This window comes from Novosphingobium sp., assembly GCF_049240505.1.
Lineage (GTDB): Bacteria > Pseudomonadota > Alphaproteobacteria > Sphingomonadales > Sphingomonadaceae > Novosphingobium.
This window is the reverse complement of the sequence record NZ_JBMLSM010000124.1, coordinates 14,437-29,712: the sequence shown is the minus strand read 5'-3', so window position 1 is coordinate 29,712 and position 15,276 is coordinate 14,437. Positions and strand designations below refer to the sequence as shown.

Sequence of the window (15,276 nt, the reverse complement as noted above, 5' to 3'; positions counted from 1 at the left end):
TGAAGCTGGCCGACATCACGAAGCTCGGGTGGCCGGTGGCGCAGCCCAGGTTCACCAGACGGCCCTTGGCAAGGATGATGATCTGCTTGCCATCGGGGAATTCAACCAGATCGGTGCCCGGCTTCACTTCCGTCCAGTTGTAGTTGTCGAGCGCAGCGATCTGGATTTCGCTGTCGAAGTGACCGATGTTGCAGACGATGCTCATCGGCTTCATCGCCTTCATGTGCTCTGCGGTGATCACGTCTTCGTTGCCGGTGGCGGTCACGAAGATGTCGCAGCGCTTGATGGCTTCTTCCATCGTGACGACTTCATAGCCTTCCATCGCGGCCTGCAGTGCGCAGATCGGATCGATTTCGGTAACCATCACGCGCGCGCCGCCCTGACGCAGCGAAGCGGCCGAACCCTTGCCCACGTCGCCAAAGCCGGCAACGCAAGCGACCTTGCCGGCCAGCATCACGTCCGTAGCGCGGCGGATCGCGTCAACCAACGATTCCTTGCAGCCGTAAAGGTTGTCGAACTTCGACTTGGTGACCGAATCGTTCACGTTGATCGCGGGGAAAGGCAGCTTGCCGTCCTTGGCGATCTGGTAAAGGCGATGAACGCCCGTGGTCGTTTCTTCCGAAACGCCCTTGATGTTCTTGACCGACTCAGTGAGGTAGCCGGGCTTTGCCTTGAGGAAAGCATTGAGCGCGCGAACGAATTCGATTTCTTCCGCGTTCGAAGGCTCAAACAGCTTTTCACCCGCTTCAACGCGCGCGCCCCACAGCGCGAACATGGTGGCATCGCCGCCATCGTCAAGGATCATGTTGGCGGTCTGGTCATCACCCCAATCGAAGATCGAACCAACGTAGTCCCAGTAATCTGCAAGGCTTTCACCCTTGATCGCGAAGACCGGGATGCCCGCTGCTGCGATAGCGGCGGCAGCGTGGTCCTGCGTCGAGAAGATGTTGCAGGTCGCCCAGCGCACATCAGCGCCCAGCGCGGTCAGCGTTTCGATCAGCACGGCGGTCTGGATCGTCATGTGCAGCGAACCGGTGATGCGCGCGCCCTTGAGCGGCTGCGAAGCGCCGAATTCCTCACGCAGAGCCATCAGGCCCGGCATTTCGGTTTCGGCGATCCTGATTTCGGCGCGACCGAAGTCGGCAAGGCCGATGTCGGCGATCACATAGTCGTTCTTGGCGTCAAGCACGCTGGCCACGAAGCAGTCTCCTGATGAAATACATACGTGCAAGCACGTTTCTGGACTGCCCATAGCGTTTGGCGGTCGCTTGCGCAAACTTAATATAAAGTTTTCTTTATATCGCCATCTTTTGACCGATGCGCTTCGCCCGGTTGCAGACCGCAATGCCGCGCCTATATCCGTGCGGCGATACCGGTGCGAGGCAGGCTCGCCTCGCCAGAACGAAAGGAAATTGGGGATGACTATCGCTGTTGGAGACAAGCTGCCCGACGTGAAGATCGTCAAGGCGACCGCCGAAGGTCCCGAAGCCGTCCAGTCCGCCGACTATTTCAAGGGCAAGAAGGTTGCCCTGTTTTCGGTCCCCGGTGCGTTCACCCCGACCTGCTCGGCCAAGCACCTGCCCGGCTATGTCGACAAGGCTGCCGACCTCAAGGCCAAGGGCATCGACGAAATCGCCTGCACCGCCGTCAACGATCCTTTCGTGATGAAGGCCTGGGGCGCAGCTTCCGGCTCGTCTGACGTGACCATGCTGGCCGATGGCAACGGCGATCTTGCCGAAGCGCTTGGCCTGACGATGGACGGTTCGGGCTTCGGCCTTGGCAAGCGCGGCCAGCGCTTTTCGATGGTCGTCAACGACGGCGTGGTCGAGCAGCTGTTTGTTGAAGCACCGGGCGACTTCAAGGTCAGCTCTGCCGAACACATGATCGAAAACATCTGACGCCGGATCGCTCCGCAATCGGATGAAAAGGAAAGCCCCCGCAAACACGGGGGCTTTCTTGTGTCAGAAGGACGGGCTTGTATCAGAAGGATAGGCGCACGCGCGCCAGCACCCGGTCACCTGCATGTTTGAGATCTGCAAAGGGCGAGACGGAAACCGCATTCGACGTATCGATATCGGTTCCAACATAATCGACACCGATGGTCAGCGGGAACTGCGTATACTCCGCCCCGATTTTCCAGTCCGCATAGTCACCCGCAGGCCGCAAGCGTGCAGACCGGGCATCGCGCGTATCGCCCGTGGTATAACCGACAGCGCCAAAGACCGTGACCGGGAAACCCGGCAGACCAGCGTCGGCAGTAGCGCGCAAATGCAGGCTGTCGCCGCCGATATTGTCCTGTTTGGGTGCATACCATGCCATCGTGCCAAATTGCAGCGGCCCGATGGTGTAGCGCGCGCCGAGGCCCAGTTCACCGTAGTTCATGTTGCTGTCGGCATTGCCGAACACATGGCCGATAGCTTCGGTCCGCAGGGTAAAGGCCCCAGCTTCCCAGTCTTTGCCAATCGCCAGATCGCCAACGACGTCGGCATTGGCATGACGATCCGATTTGCGCAGTGCGGCCACGCGCACCGAAGCATCAAGACCGCCAAAGCCGACGCGCGCATCGGCGGATGCCGACACTTCGCCATCGCTCCAGCTAAGGCCGCGCCGCACTTCATCGGTCGTGGCCTCCACACCGGCATCCACCGACTGCGCCTGCGATGAGGGTGCGATGAATATTGCGACCGCACCAGCCAAAGCCAGCCCAGAAACTCGATGAATACCGGTCATTTAGTCCATATCTCCTTAACCCTCGCGCAGCTTTGCGTGGGCACCATCAGCTTCAACGAGGATAACATCGCGATCCTGCGCTACCATTGCCATCATGGCGCTGCGCAAATCATCGCGGCGCGCTTCGACCATCCGGTCAATGCCACTGCCCCGTTCGGAACACCAACCAGGCGAGGTTCCTTTCAGCACATCGTCGCGCGTCATCGAACGCTTGGCCTGTAGGCTTGCCCCGACTTGTGCGCTGCGCTGGACTTCCAGTGAAACGGTCCACTGGCAACGAAGAGACGATGGACGCCCCCCTACTCCGGCTGAACCGAGTTGCTGCATTTCCACGCGGGTCGCCCCCGAATAGTCGGCTGCGATCGGTCCGACGGGGTGTTCGATCACAACCTTGTGCTCCATCGCCTGTGCCGATGCGCCAAAGGCGAGACTTGCCCCGATGGCTGCAAACGCCAAAGTCTTCATGTTCCTGTCTCCTGCTGCGTCCCGGTTTTTTCCCGGTGACGCCTGCAAGATAGGCCCTTGGCGATGTGCAACCAAGCAACTGAACGGTAATGTTTCGTTGCTGGCGAGCAGAACATATCCCGCGCGGATCAGTAACCCATCAGGCTGAGCACTTCCTTGCGGCTGCGCGTGTCTTCAAGGAAAGTTCCCATCATGCGGCTGGTGACCATGCCCACACCAGACGTGCGCACGCCGCGCGCGGTCATGCAGGCGTGGCTCGCCTCGATTACCACGGCCACGCCGTGCGGCTTGAGATTGTCCCAGATGCACTGGGCAACTTCCGCCGTCAGACGTTCCTGAATTTGCAGTCGTCGGGCAAAGCCGTGCAGCACGCGGGCGAGTTTTGAAATGCCCACAACCTTGTCTCGCGGCAGATAGGCGATGGCCGCCTTGCCGATGATCGGAGCCATGTGATGTTCGCAGTGACTTTGGAAGGGAATGTCCTTCAGCAGCACGATCTCGTCATAACCGCCCACTTCCTCGAACTGGCGGGAGAGATGGAAGGCCGGATCTTCGCCATAGCCCTGGCAATATTCCTTCCACGCGCGCGCAACGCGTTTGGGCGTATCCAGCAAGCCTTCACGGGTCGGATCATCGCCAGCCCAGCGTAGCAAAGTGCGGATTGCATCCTGCACATCCTGCGGCACCGGCTCTTTGCCTCGGGCCAGATCATCGTCTTCGTCAGGACCAACCAGACTGCTCATCAACCACCCTTTTCACTTGCCGGGCCGTCTCAGAAAACGGCTCCTGAACAATCCCTTGCGATAGAAGGAGAGCATCTCCTCCGGTCGCTCTGGATCGAGCACCTCATTATCGGCCAGCGCCTGCTCGGCCTCAGTCAGTTCATGGGGGACAAATGCGCGAACTGTCTTTCCGTCTTTTGGTGCAGCCGCGATCATCCCTGCCATCGAACCATGCTGATCGATGAGTTCCGCTACCTGTTCAGGCGGAATACCGCAATGCTCTGCCAGCAGCGAAATACGCAATCTGCGTATGGGATCGCCGCAATGCCCATTTCCCGGTCGCGCACAATCGATGAAAACATCGCATTCGCTGTCCAGCCCCATCGAACGGTTGTTCAGGTTGGCCGATCCGATGCGCAATATCTCGTCATCAACGATGGTCAGCTTGGAATGCACGTAAATCGGATTTCCGCCCGCAGTGAACGGGTGCCAAACCGAAAAGCGCCGCTTGTGATCGACCTGTTCGATCGCCCGGACCAGCCGCACGCGCGCGCCGTCCATCGCGGTCTGCTCAAGCCATCCGTCAGAGCTTTGTGGATTGATCAGAACGATCTCGGGCGGGTCAGCCTCCGCCATCCGCTGGGCAATAGCCTCGGCAATCTTGCGTGAGGAGAAGTACTGGTTTTCAAAATAGATGAACCGCTTTGCCCGTGCGATATGTTCGAGGAACAGGGCTTCCACCTCACGCACTTCGCGCGCCTCGGCAAAGTGCGACCGTGTTCGCGCAATGCCGATTTCCACATCGCGGAATTCCGCTTCGATGCGCGACGGCCAAGGCGAGGATTCTTGCGGCTTACAGGGAGCAAAAGGTTTGCCCCGGGCCTGCTCCCACCGCTTTCGGCCAAAATCGCCCAACACGCGCGCAGCTTCGCCTTCAAGCAACATGGTGCAATCGTGCCAAGGCCCGTACAGCTTCTTGCTGCCCGGCTTTCTGCGGCGCGGATCATCATCGAGATGTTCGGGCGTATCCCACCGGTCACCCGCCATATCGATCCCGCCACACACTGCGAAACGATCGTCGATCACGGCAATCTTCTGGTGATGACTGCATCCCAGCGGATGAGCACTGTCGAGCTTGAATACAATGCGGGGATGGCGCCACCAGCGCAGCAGGTCGAGCATCATCGACCCACGGAAAATCGCCTTGAACGCACCGAAGTTCCATTTCAGCACGCGAATATCGAGCTTTTTGCGACGGGTGGCGAGCCAGACGATGAATGGCCCCAAACGTGCGGGAGATATGCGGCGGCGCGGCAGGTTCCACCAACGGCGGCCTCCGCCGATCAGGATGCGCGTATCGAAATCCCAACCGATCAGGAATATCCGCTGCCGCGCCCGCATCATCGCTTCGCGCATCAGCGCAAAGTAATCGGCAGCATCGATGACAGCATGGGCGCGACTGGCGTGGGCATAGCGCCATACAGATGCAGAATGCGGTTCAGTATCTTCACCGGAGGAACCGTTGGCCTCCCGGAAATCCTGCACGCTCGCCAACTCGCTTTGGCCCTGATCTTTCGCGATCAATCCCGGCACCCCTTCAGCCACGCGATCATGCCCCCTTGCAATCAAGTAGGATCAAGTCGGAGACATACAAAGGGTTCCCACATGCCAGCCCGCCCCCCAGCCTTGGCACGCGCGGATAGAGAAAAAACGATGGCGATATCAGTTGCCTACGGGGATCACCAGTTCATCGGGATGCGCAACGTTAAGGTTGCTTCGCAGCAGTTCCCCCACCAGATCGGGATCGGCATGGCGCGGATCGAGCAGATCGACACGGTTCTTCACCCTGTCCCGCTCTGCCGATAGCTGGGCAATTTCAACCTGCCGCTGCTCCAACACGCGGGCATTTTCACCCCACGCAAGCAGTCCGCTTGGCCCGGCAACGCCAATGGCACCAAGAACCAGCAGCGCAAGCAGTGCAAGCGACTGGGTCAGGCTGTCTTTGGGAAGCAGAGGCGACCGGCGGGTGTTCATGATTTTTGTTGAATCACAAAAGACTCTGCGGATCAAGCGGCAAAGTCCCCTTCCGCATTCGCCCCAGCGCAAACTGCGGCGAGCGGTGAGTGGCCCATGCGATACTGGGGGTTAACCTTGTGTCGGTAGAGCCTGCGGCGAATGACTGCATCTGCCGCCTATCGCCGGGATATCGACGGACTGCGCGCACTGGCGATCCTGCCCGTGCTGGCCTTTCACGCAAAGCTGCCGGGTTTCTCGGGTGGCTTTGTGGGCGTGGACATATTCTTCGTCATATCGGGCTTTCTGATCACCGGCATCATCGCGCGCGAAATTGATGCGGGGCAATTCTCGATCCTGCAGTTCTACGAACGCCGCGCCCGGCGCATCCTGCCAGCGTTGCTGGTGATGATCACCGTCGTTCTGGGGTTGGCTGCGTGGCTCTATCTGCCTGCCGACTTTGCCGGTGTGCCGCGATCCGCATTGATGACGCTGGGCTTCATGGCCAACGTCTGGTTCTTCACCCAGACCGGATATTTCGGTGGCCCTGCGGATTCAATGCCGCTGCTGCATTGCTGGTCGCTGGCGGTGGAAGAGCAGTTCTATGTCGTGTTTCCGGCGGTACTGTGGATTTGCGCCAAGGCTGCACCACGTCAGCGCATAATGATCGTGGCCCTGCTTGCGCTGGCCAGCTTTGCGCTGGCGGTGTGGAAGCAGGCCGATACCGATGGGTTTGCATTCTACCTTCTGCCCACCCGCGCATGGGAATTGATGGCCGGATCACTGCTCGCGCTGCTGGCTCCGGCAAAACAGGACAGTCGCGCTCCGGCGCAAATCCTTGCGCTTGGAGGGGTGGCGCTGATCGTGTGGTCGGTGGTGAGCTATGACCGGAACACCGTGTTTCCGGGCGTTGCCGCACTGGCTCCCGTTATGGGTGCGGTCCTGCTGATCCGCTTCGCCCCCGGCACGTTGATAGGGCGCCTGCTATCATTGCCGATTCTGGTCGGCGTTGGCCTTGTGTCATACTCGCTCTATTTGTGGCACTGGCCGCTGATCGTGTTTGCAGAATACGCCGCCGATGCGCCACTTGGCGGCATCCGGCAGGTTGCGGTCATTGCGGCCAGCTTCGTCTTGGCATGGGCAAGCTGGCGTTTTGTCGAACGCCCGTTCCGCAATGCGCAGCGCTTTGATCGGCGGCGCGTTTTCATCCTGAGCGCGGGCGGCATGGGGGTGATCAGCGCGGCATCGCTTGCCATACTGCCGCTCGGCGGATGGCCTGCGCGCTTCCCCGCGCAAGTGACTCAGATGGCCGACGCAGTTCACGATGTCAGCCCCAAGCGTGGAGCCTGCATCATCGACAGTGCGGGCGGCGATAGCCCTGCCTGCACCTTGGGCGCGCCCGTTAGCGCCACGGCGATGCTCTGGGGCGATAGCCACGGCGTGGAACTGGCTTGGGCGCTGGGCGAACGTCTGGCCCGCAACGGCAGTTCGATCACGCAACGAACCCGCGCGAGTTGTCCGCCCGTCATCGGCTATAGCGTGGCCAACGATCCCGGCTGCGCCCAAAGCAACGCCAACACGTTACGGCAGGTGCTGTCATCCCCGCAGATCAGACAAGTCTACCTTGTCGCTTTCTGGGCCAGCCCGACATATGACCAACCCGGCATGGCGGCCTTGATCGACAAGACAATTGCGCAGCTTCAGGCCGGGGGGAAGCAGGTCGTGCTGATCGGTCCGGTCCCGCCCCAAGATTTTGATGTTCCGCGTCACCTAGCCCATGCCGCTGCTCGCAGCGCGCTGGACAAGTCAGAGGGTGCCAGTCTGGCGCAGTACCATGCGCAGACGCGATGGCTGACCGTCCACTACGGCCGATGGGCGCAGCAGGGGGTTACCGTAATCGATCCGCTTAGGGCACTGCGTAACGGCGATCGGTCGCGCCTTACTGTCGGCGGCCGCCCCGCCTACTTCGATGCGCACCATCTCAGCCTGAGCGGCGCAAGGGCGGTGATTGCCGCTGGGCTAGCGGCGCAACCCGGCAGCCCGTAACGCATCGCTGCGAGATCGAACTTCCAGCTTGCGATAGATCGACTTCACATGGTTCCCCACGGTATGCGGCGATATGGCAAGATCCCGCGCCGCTTCCTTGTAGCTTCGACCAGCGGCAAAAGCGCGCAGCAGGTCCATTTCCCGCGGGGTCAGCCCTGTATCGCTTTGTGGGGGTTCAACCACGGGCGAAGATGCAGGATTGCGCAGCAGGTCCAGCAGATAGACCGCAGCCGCCGGACTGACCGGGGCGCCGCCATCAAGAGTGATCGCAATTCCATCCAACACCTGTGCAGGCGTGCTGTCTTTCAGCAGGTATCCATCCGCACCGGCGGAAAGCGCACGGACAACCGTGTCGCGATCACCAAAGGCGCTGATGATCAGCGTCCTGGCCGCAGAGCGCGCCTTGATTTCCGGCACCAGATCGTATCCGCAGCCGTCGGGCAGACCGATATCCATCAGAAACAGGTCCGGGCAAAGCGCGATCAGCGCCCGTCCGGTGGCAATATCGGGAGCAACACCCACCACATCGAAGCCTTCGTCAGCCGAAAGAATGCGCATGAAATACTGCCGCACCATCGGGTCATCCTCGATGATGACGATGCGGACAATCTTGGGTTCGGCAGGTTCTGGCATGGAGTTCAGCTACCACGCGAAAGGCCCTGTCACCATGCCACGACATGGCATGGCAAACGTGCGCGGAGACGATTCACGCAACAGCAATCGCCTCATACCGCAAATGGATGCTTACCCGCGTCCCTTCCCCAGGCGCAGATGATAGCGCAAATCCAGCGCCGATGGCTTCGGCACGTCGCGCCATATTGCCCAACCCTCTTCCGACGCCCGGTATTGCACGGCCCTGCCCATTGTCGGATATTCTGACTACTACCGCGCCGTCACCTTCCGGCCCGATTTCCACAGCAAGGCGGCTCGCTCCGGAATGTTTGAGCGCGTTGGTTACCGCTTCCTGCAAGATACGGAAAAGCTGCAGCACTTCGCGCGGGCCATAATCGGGCAAGCGAAGCCCCTCCGCCTGAAACCAGTCCAACTGCAACCCCGCGGCCACCACGCGCGGCTGCATCCGAGCCCGGAACGTTGCAAACGCAGCTTCCAGCGATTCCCCGACTGAATCCATCGAATCGACCATCAACCGCATCTCGTCGATTACCGCCTGCAGCCCTTCTGCCACTTGTGCCGGTTCTGCCTCCCCAAGCCGGGCCGACAGCATCATCGACATGAGTTGGCTGCCCAGCCCGTCATGAATGTCCTGCATGATGCGGCGGCGCTCGGCATCGTGGGCCTGCTGCCGCACGAACTCCTGCTCACGCATATGAGCAACGGCAAGTTCTGCTTCGCGCTGCGCAACCTTGGCCTGTAGCAACGTGTTGAGCGCAGTCTGAGACTGAAACAGCCGGAAATTCCGCGCGAGAAACGCAGTGAGCATGGCCAGCATCAGGAATGGCGCGGCGTTGATCAGATAGCCTTCGCGCAATTGCCATTCGGGGAACAAGTTGCACAAAGCGTCAAGCAGCGTGGCCACCGCCAGAACCGACATCAAGGCGCTTTCGGTCAGGCGGTCCTCAGGCGCGCGGGCAAAATGCCACAATAGCCTGGCGAGTGTGGCAATGCTCAACCCGGCCAGCATCCATATCCACACGATTGCAGGCACATCGAACGCATCCGGCATCGACGTGGTGTAAATGCGCCATGCGATATACCCCGCTGCGGCAAGATAGATACTCAGTGCCAATGGCATAAGCCAACCCAGCGGCCTGCGGGTCCATGCATCGATAAAGCAAAGCAGCGCAGTGGGAATGAACATGTTGATCGCAAAAAACGCGAACATCCGCCCCCATCCGTCAAACGGCGGTGCAAGTTCCACGCCATAGAGGTAATTCGCCACGAACGCTCCGCACAGCGCGCTTAACCATGCAGCAAAACGCCAGTCGTCAGACCGGAAAACCATCACCGTGGCCAGTAGCCCCAGCAATCCCAGCAGCCCCGCACTATATCGGGGGAAATCATTGAGCGCCCACAGCCTGCGCGCGGAAAAACTGCGCATCGCTTCGAACTCGCCAATCTGAGGCGGAAAGATATCGGTATAGGGAAAGCCATCACGCAGGGTGATGTATGTCAGCACATTATCGCCACGCTTGAGCAGCCCTGCAGGCATTCGGGTGAGAAACGTCTTCTGGCCATGAAACGTGCCGTTGCCCGACTCCATACGCCCTTCACCCACCAGCAGGCTGCCATTCACATAAAGGCGATAGTTATCGACCTGCAGTTGTGAAATCATGCCAAGGCCAGCGGGCGGCACGTCATCAAGCCGGAACGTGACCCGAACCGCAAACATCGCGGTATCGCAACAATGCGTCCAAGGCAGTTCAACATCGCTGAAATCCGCCCGCGCTGCATCGGCCAGCGTCGGCGCAGATAGCCTGGCGATCTGTGTACGGACCTGCTCTACCGCAGGTGGTGCTTCGCTGGCATTCACCCGGAACAGCGGTTTCTCGACAAGAAGCCAATAGATTGCCTGAACCAGACAGATCATTGCCACCAGCTTGCTCAGCTGGCGCCAGTTCACGCGCACAGTCACTATCTTCCCCCGCCCCTTCGTTGCGGCACACTAACCCCGTAACCGCTCGATGCAACCATACGATAGCATCAAAAGCGCAGAATTCAGCCACTGCCGCCCATAATATGCCATGATATGGCACCACGCCGAATGGCATGTGAAGCGCTGCTTCTGCCCGCTAGCCAACGCTCCATCAGGCAATGCCCACCACGCGGTCGGCTCGCCGTCACGAGGAGATAGCGTCATGAAAATGCGCCTGGCCATTGGCCTTGGCGGCCTGCACCTCAGCTTGCTGTCGGCCATCGCCCTATCGAGCTTTTCCACGCCTGCCGCAGCACAAGGCACCAACAAAGGGCCTATCGAAAAGCCAAACCGCGCTGTGGCCTGCCCATCAGGCTGGAGTCACCCGGATGGCGACACCAGCGTTTGCGCGCCGCAGGTCAGCAGTTCTCCCAAGATTTACGGCAAGTCGGAAAAGGAAAGCTGCGCTGCGGGATACTACGAAGTCTACCGCGTCTGGTGTTCTACCAAGCGCCCCTGATTTCCATCGCCGCATTCCAGCGAGCGATTCCGGCAGGGAAGACGTCCCGGCGGCTGATCAAGACGAAATTTGGCTTCCCGCAACTCACTGCGACCGACCCTCGGGAAGTCAGGACTGCGGGTGTGCGTGCCCCCCGGCATTGCACACCCGCCTTTTTTGAAGGTTTCTGGCAATGGAATTCGCAAAGCATCTGGCGATGTTTTCCGCACTGGGAAGCACCCCCGCAGCAGCAGCAGCACCGATTAACGCGCAGGACATGCTTGTATCTTCATCGCCAGCAGCAGCATCGACGCAACGCGGTGGCATCGACACGATATCGCTGAACTTTGCAGAATCGGCGAGGGTATTCAGCGTCACGCTCTACTTGCCAGATGACAGCGAGATAAGCGTCTACCCTGCGGAAAGTGACACCGACACACCCGCTGCAAAAGGAAAGAACTTCAGCTTCAGGCTCTCCAAACCGCTAACGGCAGCGGGCCAGTACAAGATATCCTACCTGCTGACATCGAAATCCTTCAAATCGCTCAACGGCTTCATCGATTTTGAAGTGAAGGAATCAGGCGATACTAGCACAGACGACGCTGCCCTAGCCCGGGGGGCAGAACGAACATCTGATGAGTGAATGGTGCGCCCGACAGGATGGAAGTGAGAACCGGGAAATCAGGATTTAATTGACCTCCCAGATTATAGCGAATCTTGATGGCTCGACTGACGGAGAGTGGGACAAAGCCGCCGATCTCGCTCGACGCAATGCAAGGCGGGTCTGCAAAAGGTTTCGCTATTCAGATCGGCTCGAATGGCCACGCTGAGTCGCTTTCTCTGGATAGAAAGTTACCGCCCCCCATCGTAAAGATGCCACCTCCGATCAGCCGCATGGACGACTGATCAACTATCCTTGCCTTGCCCCATCAACAGCGCCGCGCTGCTCAATACTTGTAGGACTGCCCGCCATCTATGGGAATGGTCGCGCCATTGATAAACGGCGCCTCGCCGGAAAGCAGAAACGCGACTAGCGCCGCTACCTCCTCTGGTCGGCCAAAGCGTTGCATCGGATTGACCGATACGAACTGTCGGCCAGTTTCTTCCCAATTGTCCCCGCCGATCTGGCGCAGCGAACCTTCGACCATTGCTGTCATGATCGCGCCGGGCGCGATGGCGTTGATCTGTACGCCGTACTGGCCATACTCGACTGCCGAGTTGCGGGTGAGTCCGACGACGCCGTGCTTGGCCGCAGCGTAACCGCTCTGATTGCCGACACCGCGAATGCCACCAACGGAGGCCGTGTTGACGATCGCGCCAAAGCCCTGCTCGCGCATAACCCTGAGCACGGCTGCCATCCCGAAGAACACACCATCAAGGTTGATCGATATCACCCGATGGAACTCGTCGGCGCCGAAATTTTCGGTCAGGTTCTGCCGACCCTCGATCCCTGCGTTGTTGAAAAACCCGTCGATGCGACCGAACTCGGCCAGCGTGGCATCGACGTAGGCCTGCACTTGCTCCACATCCGCCACATCAGCCTTGATCAACCTGGTCCGGGTTGCTTCGGGCAAGCTTGCCCTTGTCGATTCCAGCCAATCCTCGCGCAGATCGACCAAGGCAAGCGCTGCACCCTCTTCGGCCAACCGCTGCACGGTCGCCAGCCCCAGACCTGAGCCAGCACCTGTGACAATCACGACCTTGTCGTTGAAACGCATGTCCTCTTCCCTTTTTTGCACTTTGCTGATGCAGCCTATCGTTCGATCGTGATCAGGCGAACCAGCACATTGCGCAGGTTTACCGGACAAGCATCCGTACTTCGCGCAAATCGCCGGTGAAGGCGCTGTCCTGCACCCGATAATCAGGACTGACCGCGCTGATGCGGTCAAGCCCGATGTCCAGCCCTTCGGTGTGCGAAAGCCAGCCCGCCACTGTGCGACCCAGCCTTCCAGAACCAACCGCCTTGCCATCTACGTACAGGGTCAAAGTGCCCGGCGTGCCGGGCATTGCCTTGTCGGCGGTGAACTCGGCAGACAGCGTGTGCTTGCCCTCGGTAACCGGGTTGTCGGACGCGATGGTAAAGGCGTCGACCCCCACGGCGTTGTAGTGGAACGTCGGCTTTCCATCCTTCAGGTAGAAACTGTAGCCCCCGAAACGCCCGCCTTGCGCGATCATCACGCCGTTCGTGCTGCCGCCTGCGGTAACATCGGCATCGATGCGAAAGCTCTTGCCGATGGTGTGCGGCGCTGCATCTTCGGCGATGGTTGCTGTGCCGGGGCGATAGGTGAAGCTGGTGCGATAGGCTCCGAGCGAGGGCCGCCCTTCTGTCCCCTGGCTGTAATCGTGGATAGGCAAGATATTGTTCTTTGCGGCTTCCGCCCAAAACAGGTCCTGCATCTCCTTGAGCTTGGCCGGGTTCTTCTTTGCCAAATCCTTGGCCGTGGTGAAATCACTGTCGAGATTGAACAGCGACCATTCGCGCTGGTCTGGCCCGACCGTCAGCTTGCGATCGCCCGCAGCACCCGCTTCCCATGCCGCGCGCTTCGGCAATGTGCCGGCCATCCAGCCATCCTTGTAGATGCCGAAGTTCTCCATCATCTCATAGATCTGCAGGCGGCGGGCAGAAGGCGCGGCGCCCTGCTGGAACGTGTACCCCAGGCTGATCCCGTCCACCGGTTGCTGCTTCACGCCCTTGACCATTGCGGGTGATGTGACGCCAACCGCTTCAAGCACCGTCGGCGCGATATCGCTGACATGCGCATACTGTGATCGGACCACGCCCTTTTCGGTAATGCGCTTCGGCCAGGAAACCACCATGCCATTGCGAACGCCGCCTGCTTGTGAAGCAACCTGCTTCCACCACGGGAATGGCGCGTTCGTTGCCCAGGCCCAAGCCGCCGGGAAATGGTTGTACAACTTCGGCCCACCGATATCGTCGATGTGCGCCAACTTCTCCGCCATTGTTTCTTTGCGGCCCGTAATCGAGGATTGCTCGTAGAGCAGTCCTTCCGGCCCACCTTCAGCGCTGCTGCCATTGTCGCCCTGAATGTAGATGATAAGGGTGTTATCCAGTTCACCTGTCTCGCGGATCGCATCAACAACGCGACCAGTCTGGAAGTCAGAATAGGAGACGCTGGCGGCATAAGCCTCCATCAGGCGCGAATAGAGCTTCTTCTGATCAGCGTTCAGCGTGTCCCATGCGGGCAGAGAAGCCGGACGGGGCGAAAGCTGCGAGTTCGCCGGAATGATGCCCATGCGCTTTTGGCGGACGAACGTTTCTTCGCGCAGCTTGTCCCAGCCTTGATCGAACTTGCCCCGGAACTTGTCGAGCCATTCCTTCGGCGCATGATGCGGCGTGTGGGCGATGCCCGGCGCGTAGTACATGAAGAACGGCTTGTCCGGCGCAGCAGCCTGCTGGATGCGCATCCACTTGATGGCGTGATCCGCCATGTCCTTCTCGAAGAAGTAGTTCGGATCGTCGTGCGGTGGCTCGACTGGCAGCGTGTTCTCAACGATGCTCGGCTGCCACATCGATGTGTCGGCAGACAGGAAGCCATAAAAGTATTCAAAACCAAGCCCGGTGGGCCACTGGTCAAAGGGGCCTGCTGCGCTGGTTTGCCATTCCGGCGTCAGGTGGTTCTTGCCGAACATGGCGGTGTTGAAGCCGTTTTCCTTCAGGACTTCGGCCACGGTCGCGGCGGATTCCGGGATGACCGAAGTATACCCTTCATATCCGGTCGGAATATTGGTGACGTTACCCATGTTGACATTCTGGGGCAGCCGTCCTGTCAGCAGCGATGCGCGAGTGGGTGAGCAAAGTGCGGTGGTATTGAACCGGTTGTAGCGCAGGCCGGTCTGGGCAAGCGCGTCGAAGGTTGCGGTAGGCACGGCCCCTCCGAAGGCGCTCGTCACGCCAAAGCCGACGTCGTCGGTCAGAATCACGAGGACATTGGGCGCGCCTTTCGGCGCTTGCCGTTGCGACGGCCACGACGGCGCATGAGACTCCTGGACCGTCCTGCCGACCTTGCCTGCCATCGGATCAATCGCTGCATCCTGTGCGAGCACGAAAGACGGTGCAAGCAAAACTGCGATGGCGGAAGCGCCGCAAAGCCGACGCTTGCTGGCGGCCGAACGGAGAGCTGAACGGATCACGCGCATCACGGGAACCTCTCTTTGGAAATCTGGAAAAAGTCCCGGTCGCCCCCTGT

The 15,276-nt window shown here is 59.9% G+C and carries 14 protein-coding genes; 4 read left to right on the top strand and 10 right to left on the bottom strand.

Going from position 1 to position 15,276, the window contains the following annotated elements; genetic code table 11:
• The coding region (ahcY, locus tag ACOVQ0_RS10790; protein WP_421884139.1) for an adenosylhomocysteinase at positions 1–1,198 on the bottom strand (1,198 nt) is incomplete at its 3' end.
• A 220-nt stretch (positions 1,199–1,418) separates the two neighbouring features.
• Between ahcY and ACOVQ0_RS10785 the strand changes: the two genes are divergently transcribed.
• Positions 1,419–1,898, top strand: a complete 480-nt coding sequence (locus ACOVQ0_RS10785; RefSeq protein WP_421884137.1) for a peroxiredoxin — start codon at positions 1,419–1,421, stop codon at positions 1,896–1,898.
• Positions 1,899–1,980: 82 nt separating this feature from the next.
• Here ACOVQ0_RS10785 and ACOVQ0_RS10780 read toward each other — a convergent pair whose 3' ends face one another.
• From ACOVQ0_RS10780 to ACOVQ0_RS10760, 5 genes are all read right to left on the bottom strand, one after another.
• Entirely contained in the window at positions 1,981–2,730 is a 750-nt protein-coding gene (locus ACOVQ0_RS10780) for a TorF family putative porin (protein WP_421884134.1), read from the bottom strand.
• 15 nt (positions 2,731–2,745) lie between these two features.
• Positions 2,746–3,195 carry a hypothetical protein gene (locus ACOVQ0_RS10775; RefSeq protein ID WP_421884132.1) on the bottom strand — a complete coding sequence of 150 codons (450 nt, stop codon included), beginning with the start codon at positions 3,193–3,195 and terminating at the stop codon, positions 2,746–2,748.
• A 128-nt stretch (positions 3,196–3,323) separates the two neighbouring features.
• Complete coding sequence (gene folE / locus ACOVQ0_RS10770) at positions 3,324–3,938, bottom strand: GTP cyclohydrolase I FolE (protein WP_168853736.1); 615 nt, start codon at positions 3,936–3,938, stop codon at positions 3,324–3,326.
• A gap of 12 nt (positions 3,939–3,950) precedes the next feature.
• Positions 3,951–5,522 carry a phospholipase D-like domain-containing protein gene (locus tag ACOVQ0_RS10765; protein WP_421884129.1) on the bottom strand — a complete coding sequence of 524 codons (1,572 nt, stop codon included), beginning with the start codon at positions 5,520–5,522 and terminating at the stop codon, positions 3,951–3,953.
• A 117-nt stretch (positions 5,523–5,639) separates the two neighbouring features.
• A complete protein-coding gene (locus ACOVQ0_RS10760) occupies positions 5,640–5,951 on the bottom strand; it encodes an FtsB family cell division protein (protein WP_421884126.1) in 312 nt (103 codons plus the stop codon).
• Between the two features lie 141 nt (positions 5,952–6,092).
• Between ACOVQ0_RS10760 and ACOVQ0_RS10755 the strand changes: the two genes are divergently transcribed.
• Complete coding sequence (locus tag ACOVQ0_RS10755; RefSeq protein ID WP_421884124.1) at positions 6,093–7,976, top strand: acyltransferase family protein; 1,884 nt, start codon at positions 6,093–6,095, stop codon at positions 7,974–7,976.
• Here the strand turns inward: ACOVQ0_RS10755 and ACOVQ0_RS10750 are convergent.
• Both ACOVQ0_RS10750 and ACOVQ0_RS10745 read right to left on the bottom strand, forming a co-directional pair.
• Positions 7,950–8,609, bottom strand: coding sequence for a response regulator (locus ACOVQ0_RS10750; RefSeq protein ID WP_421884121.1), 660 nt, complete (start codon positions 8,607–8,609; stop codon positions 7,950–7,952). The genes ACOVQ0_RS10755 and ACOVQ0_RS10750 overlap by 27 nt on opposite strands.
• A gap of 73 nt (positions 8,610–8,682) precedes the next feature.
• Positions 8,683–10,557 (bottom strand): sensor histidine kinase, encoded by a 1,875-nt coding sequence (locus ACOVQ0_RS10745; protein ID WP_421884118.1) that lies wholly within the window; start codon positions 10,555–10,557, stop codon positions 8,683–8,685.
• A 235-nt stretch (positions 10,558–10,792) separates the two neighbouring features.
• Here ACOVQ0_RS10745 and ACOVQ0_RS10740 point away from each other — a divergent pair, with 235 nt between their 5' ends.
• Positions 10,793–11,089 carry a hypothetical protein gene (locus ACOVQ0_RS10740; RefSeq protein WP_421884115.1) on the top strand — a complete coding sequence of 99 codons (297 nt, stop codon included), beginning with the start codon at positions 10,793–10,795 and terminating at the stop codon, positions 11,087–11,089.
• Between the two features lie 172 nt (positions 11,090–11,261).
• The gene (locus tag ACOVQ0_RS10735) at positions 11,262–11,711 is read left to right on the top strand and encodes a copper resistance protein CopC (protein WP_421884113.1); all 450 of its coding nucleotides are present in this window, start codon (positions 11,262–11,264) and stop codon (positions 11,709–11,711) included.
• A 304-nt stretch (positions 11,712–12,015) separates the two neighbouring features.
• On the opposite strand, the gene ACOVQ0_RS10730 is transcribed toward ACOVQ0_RS10735, so the two are convergent.
• Entirely contained in the window at positions 12,016–12,786 is a 771-nt protein-coding gene (locus ACOVQ0_RS10730; RefSeq protein ID WP_421884110.1) for an SDR family oxidoreductase, read from the bottom strand.
• A gap of 79 nt (positions 12,787–12,865) precedes the next feature.
• The gene (locus tag ACOVQ0_RS10725; RefSeq protein WP_421884142.1) at positions 12,866–15,226 is read right to left on the bottom strand and encodes an arylsulfatase; all 2,361 of its coding nucleotides are present in this window, start codon (positions 15,224–15,226) and stop codon (positions 12,866–12,868) included.
• Positions 15,227–15,276: the final 50 nt, after the last annotated feature.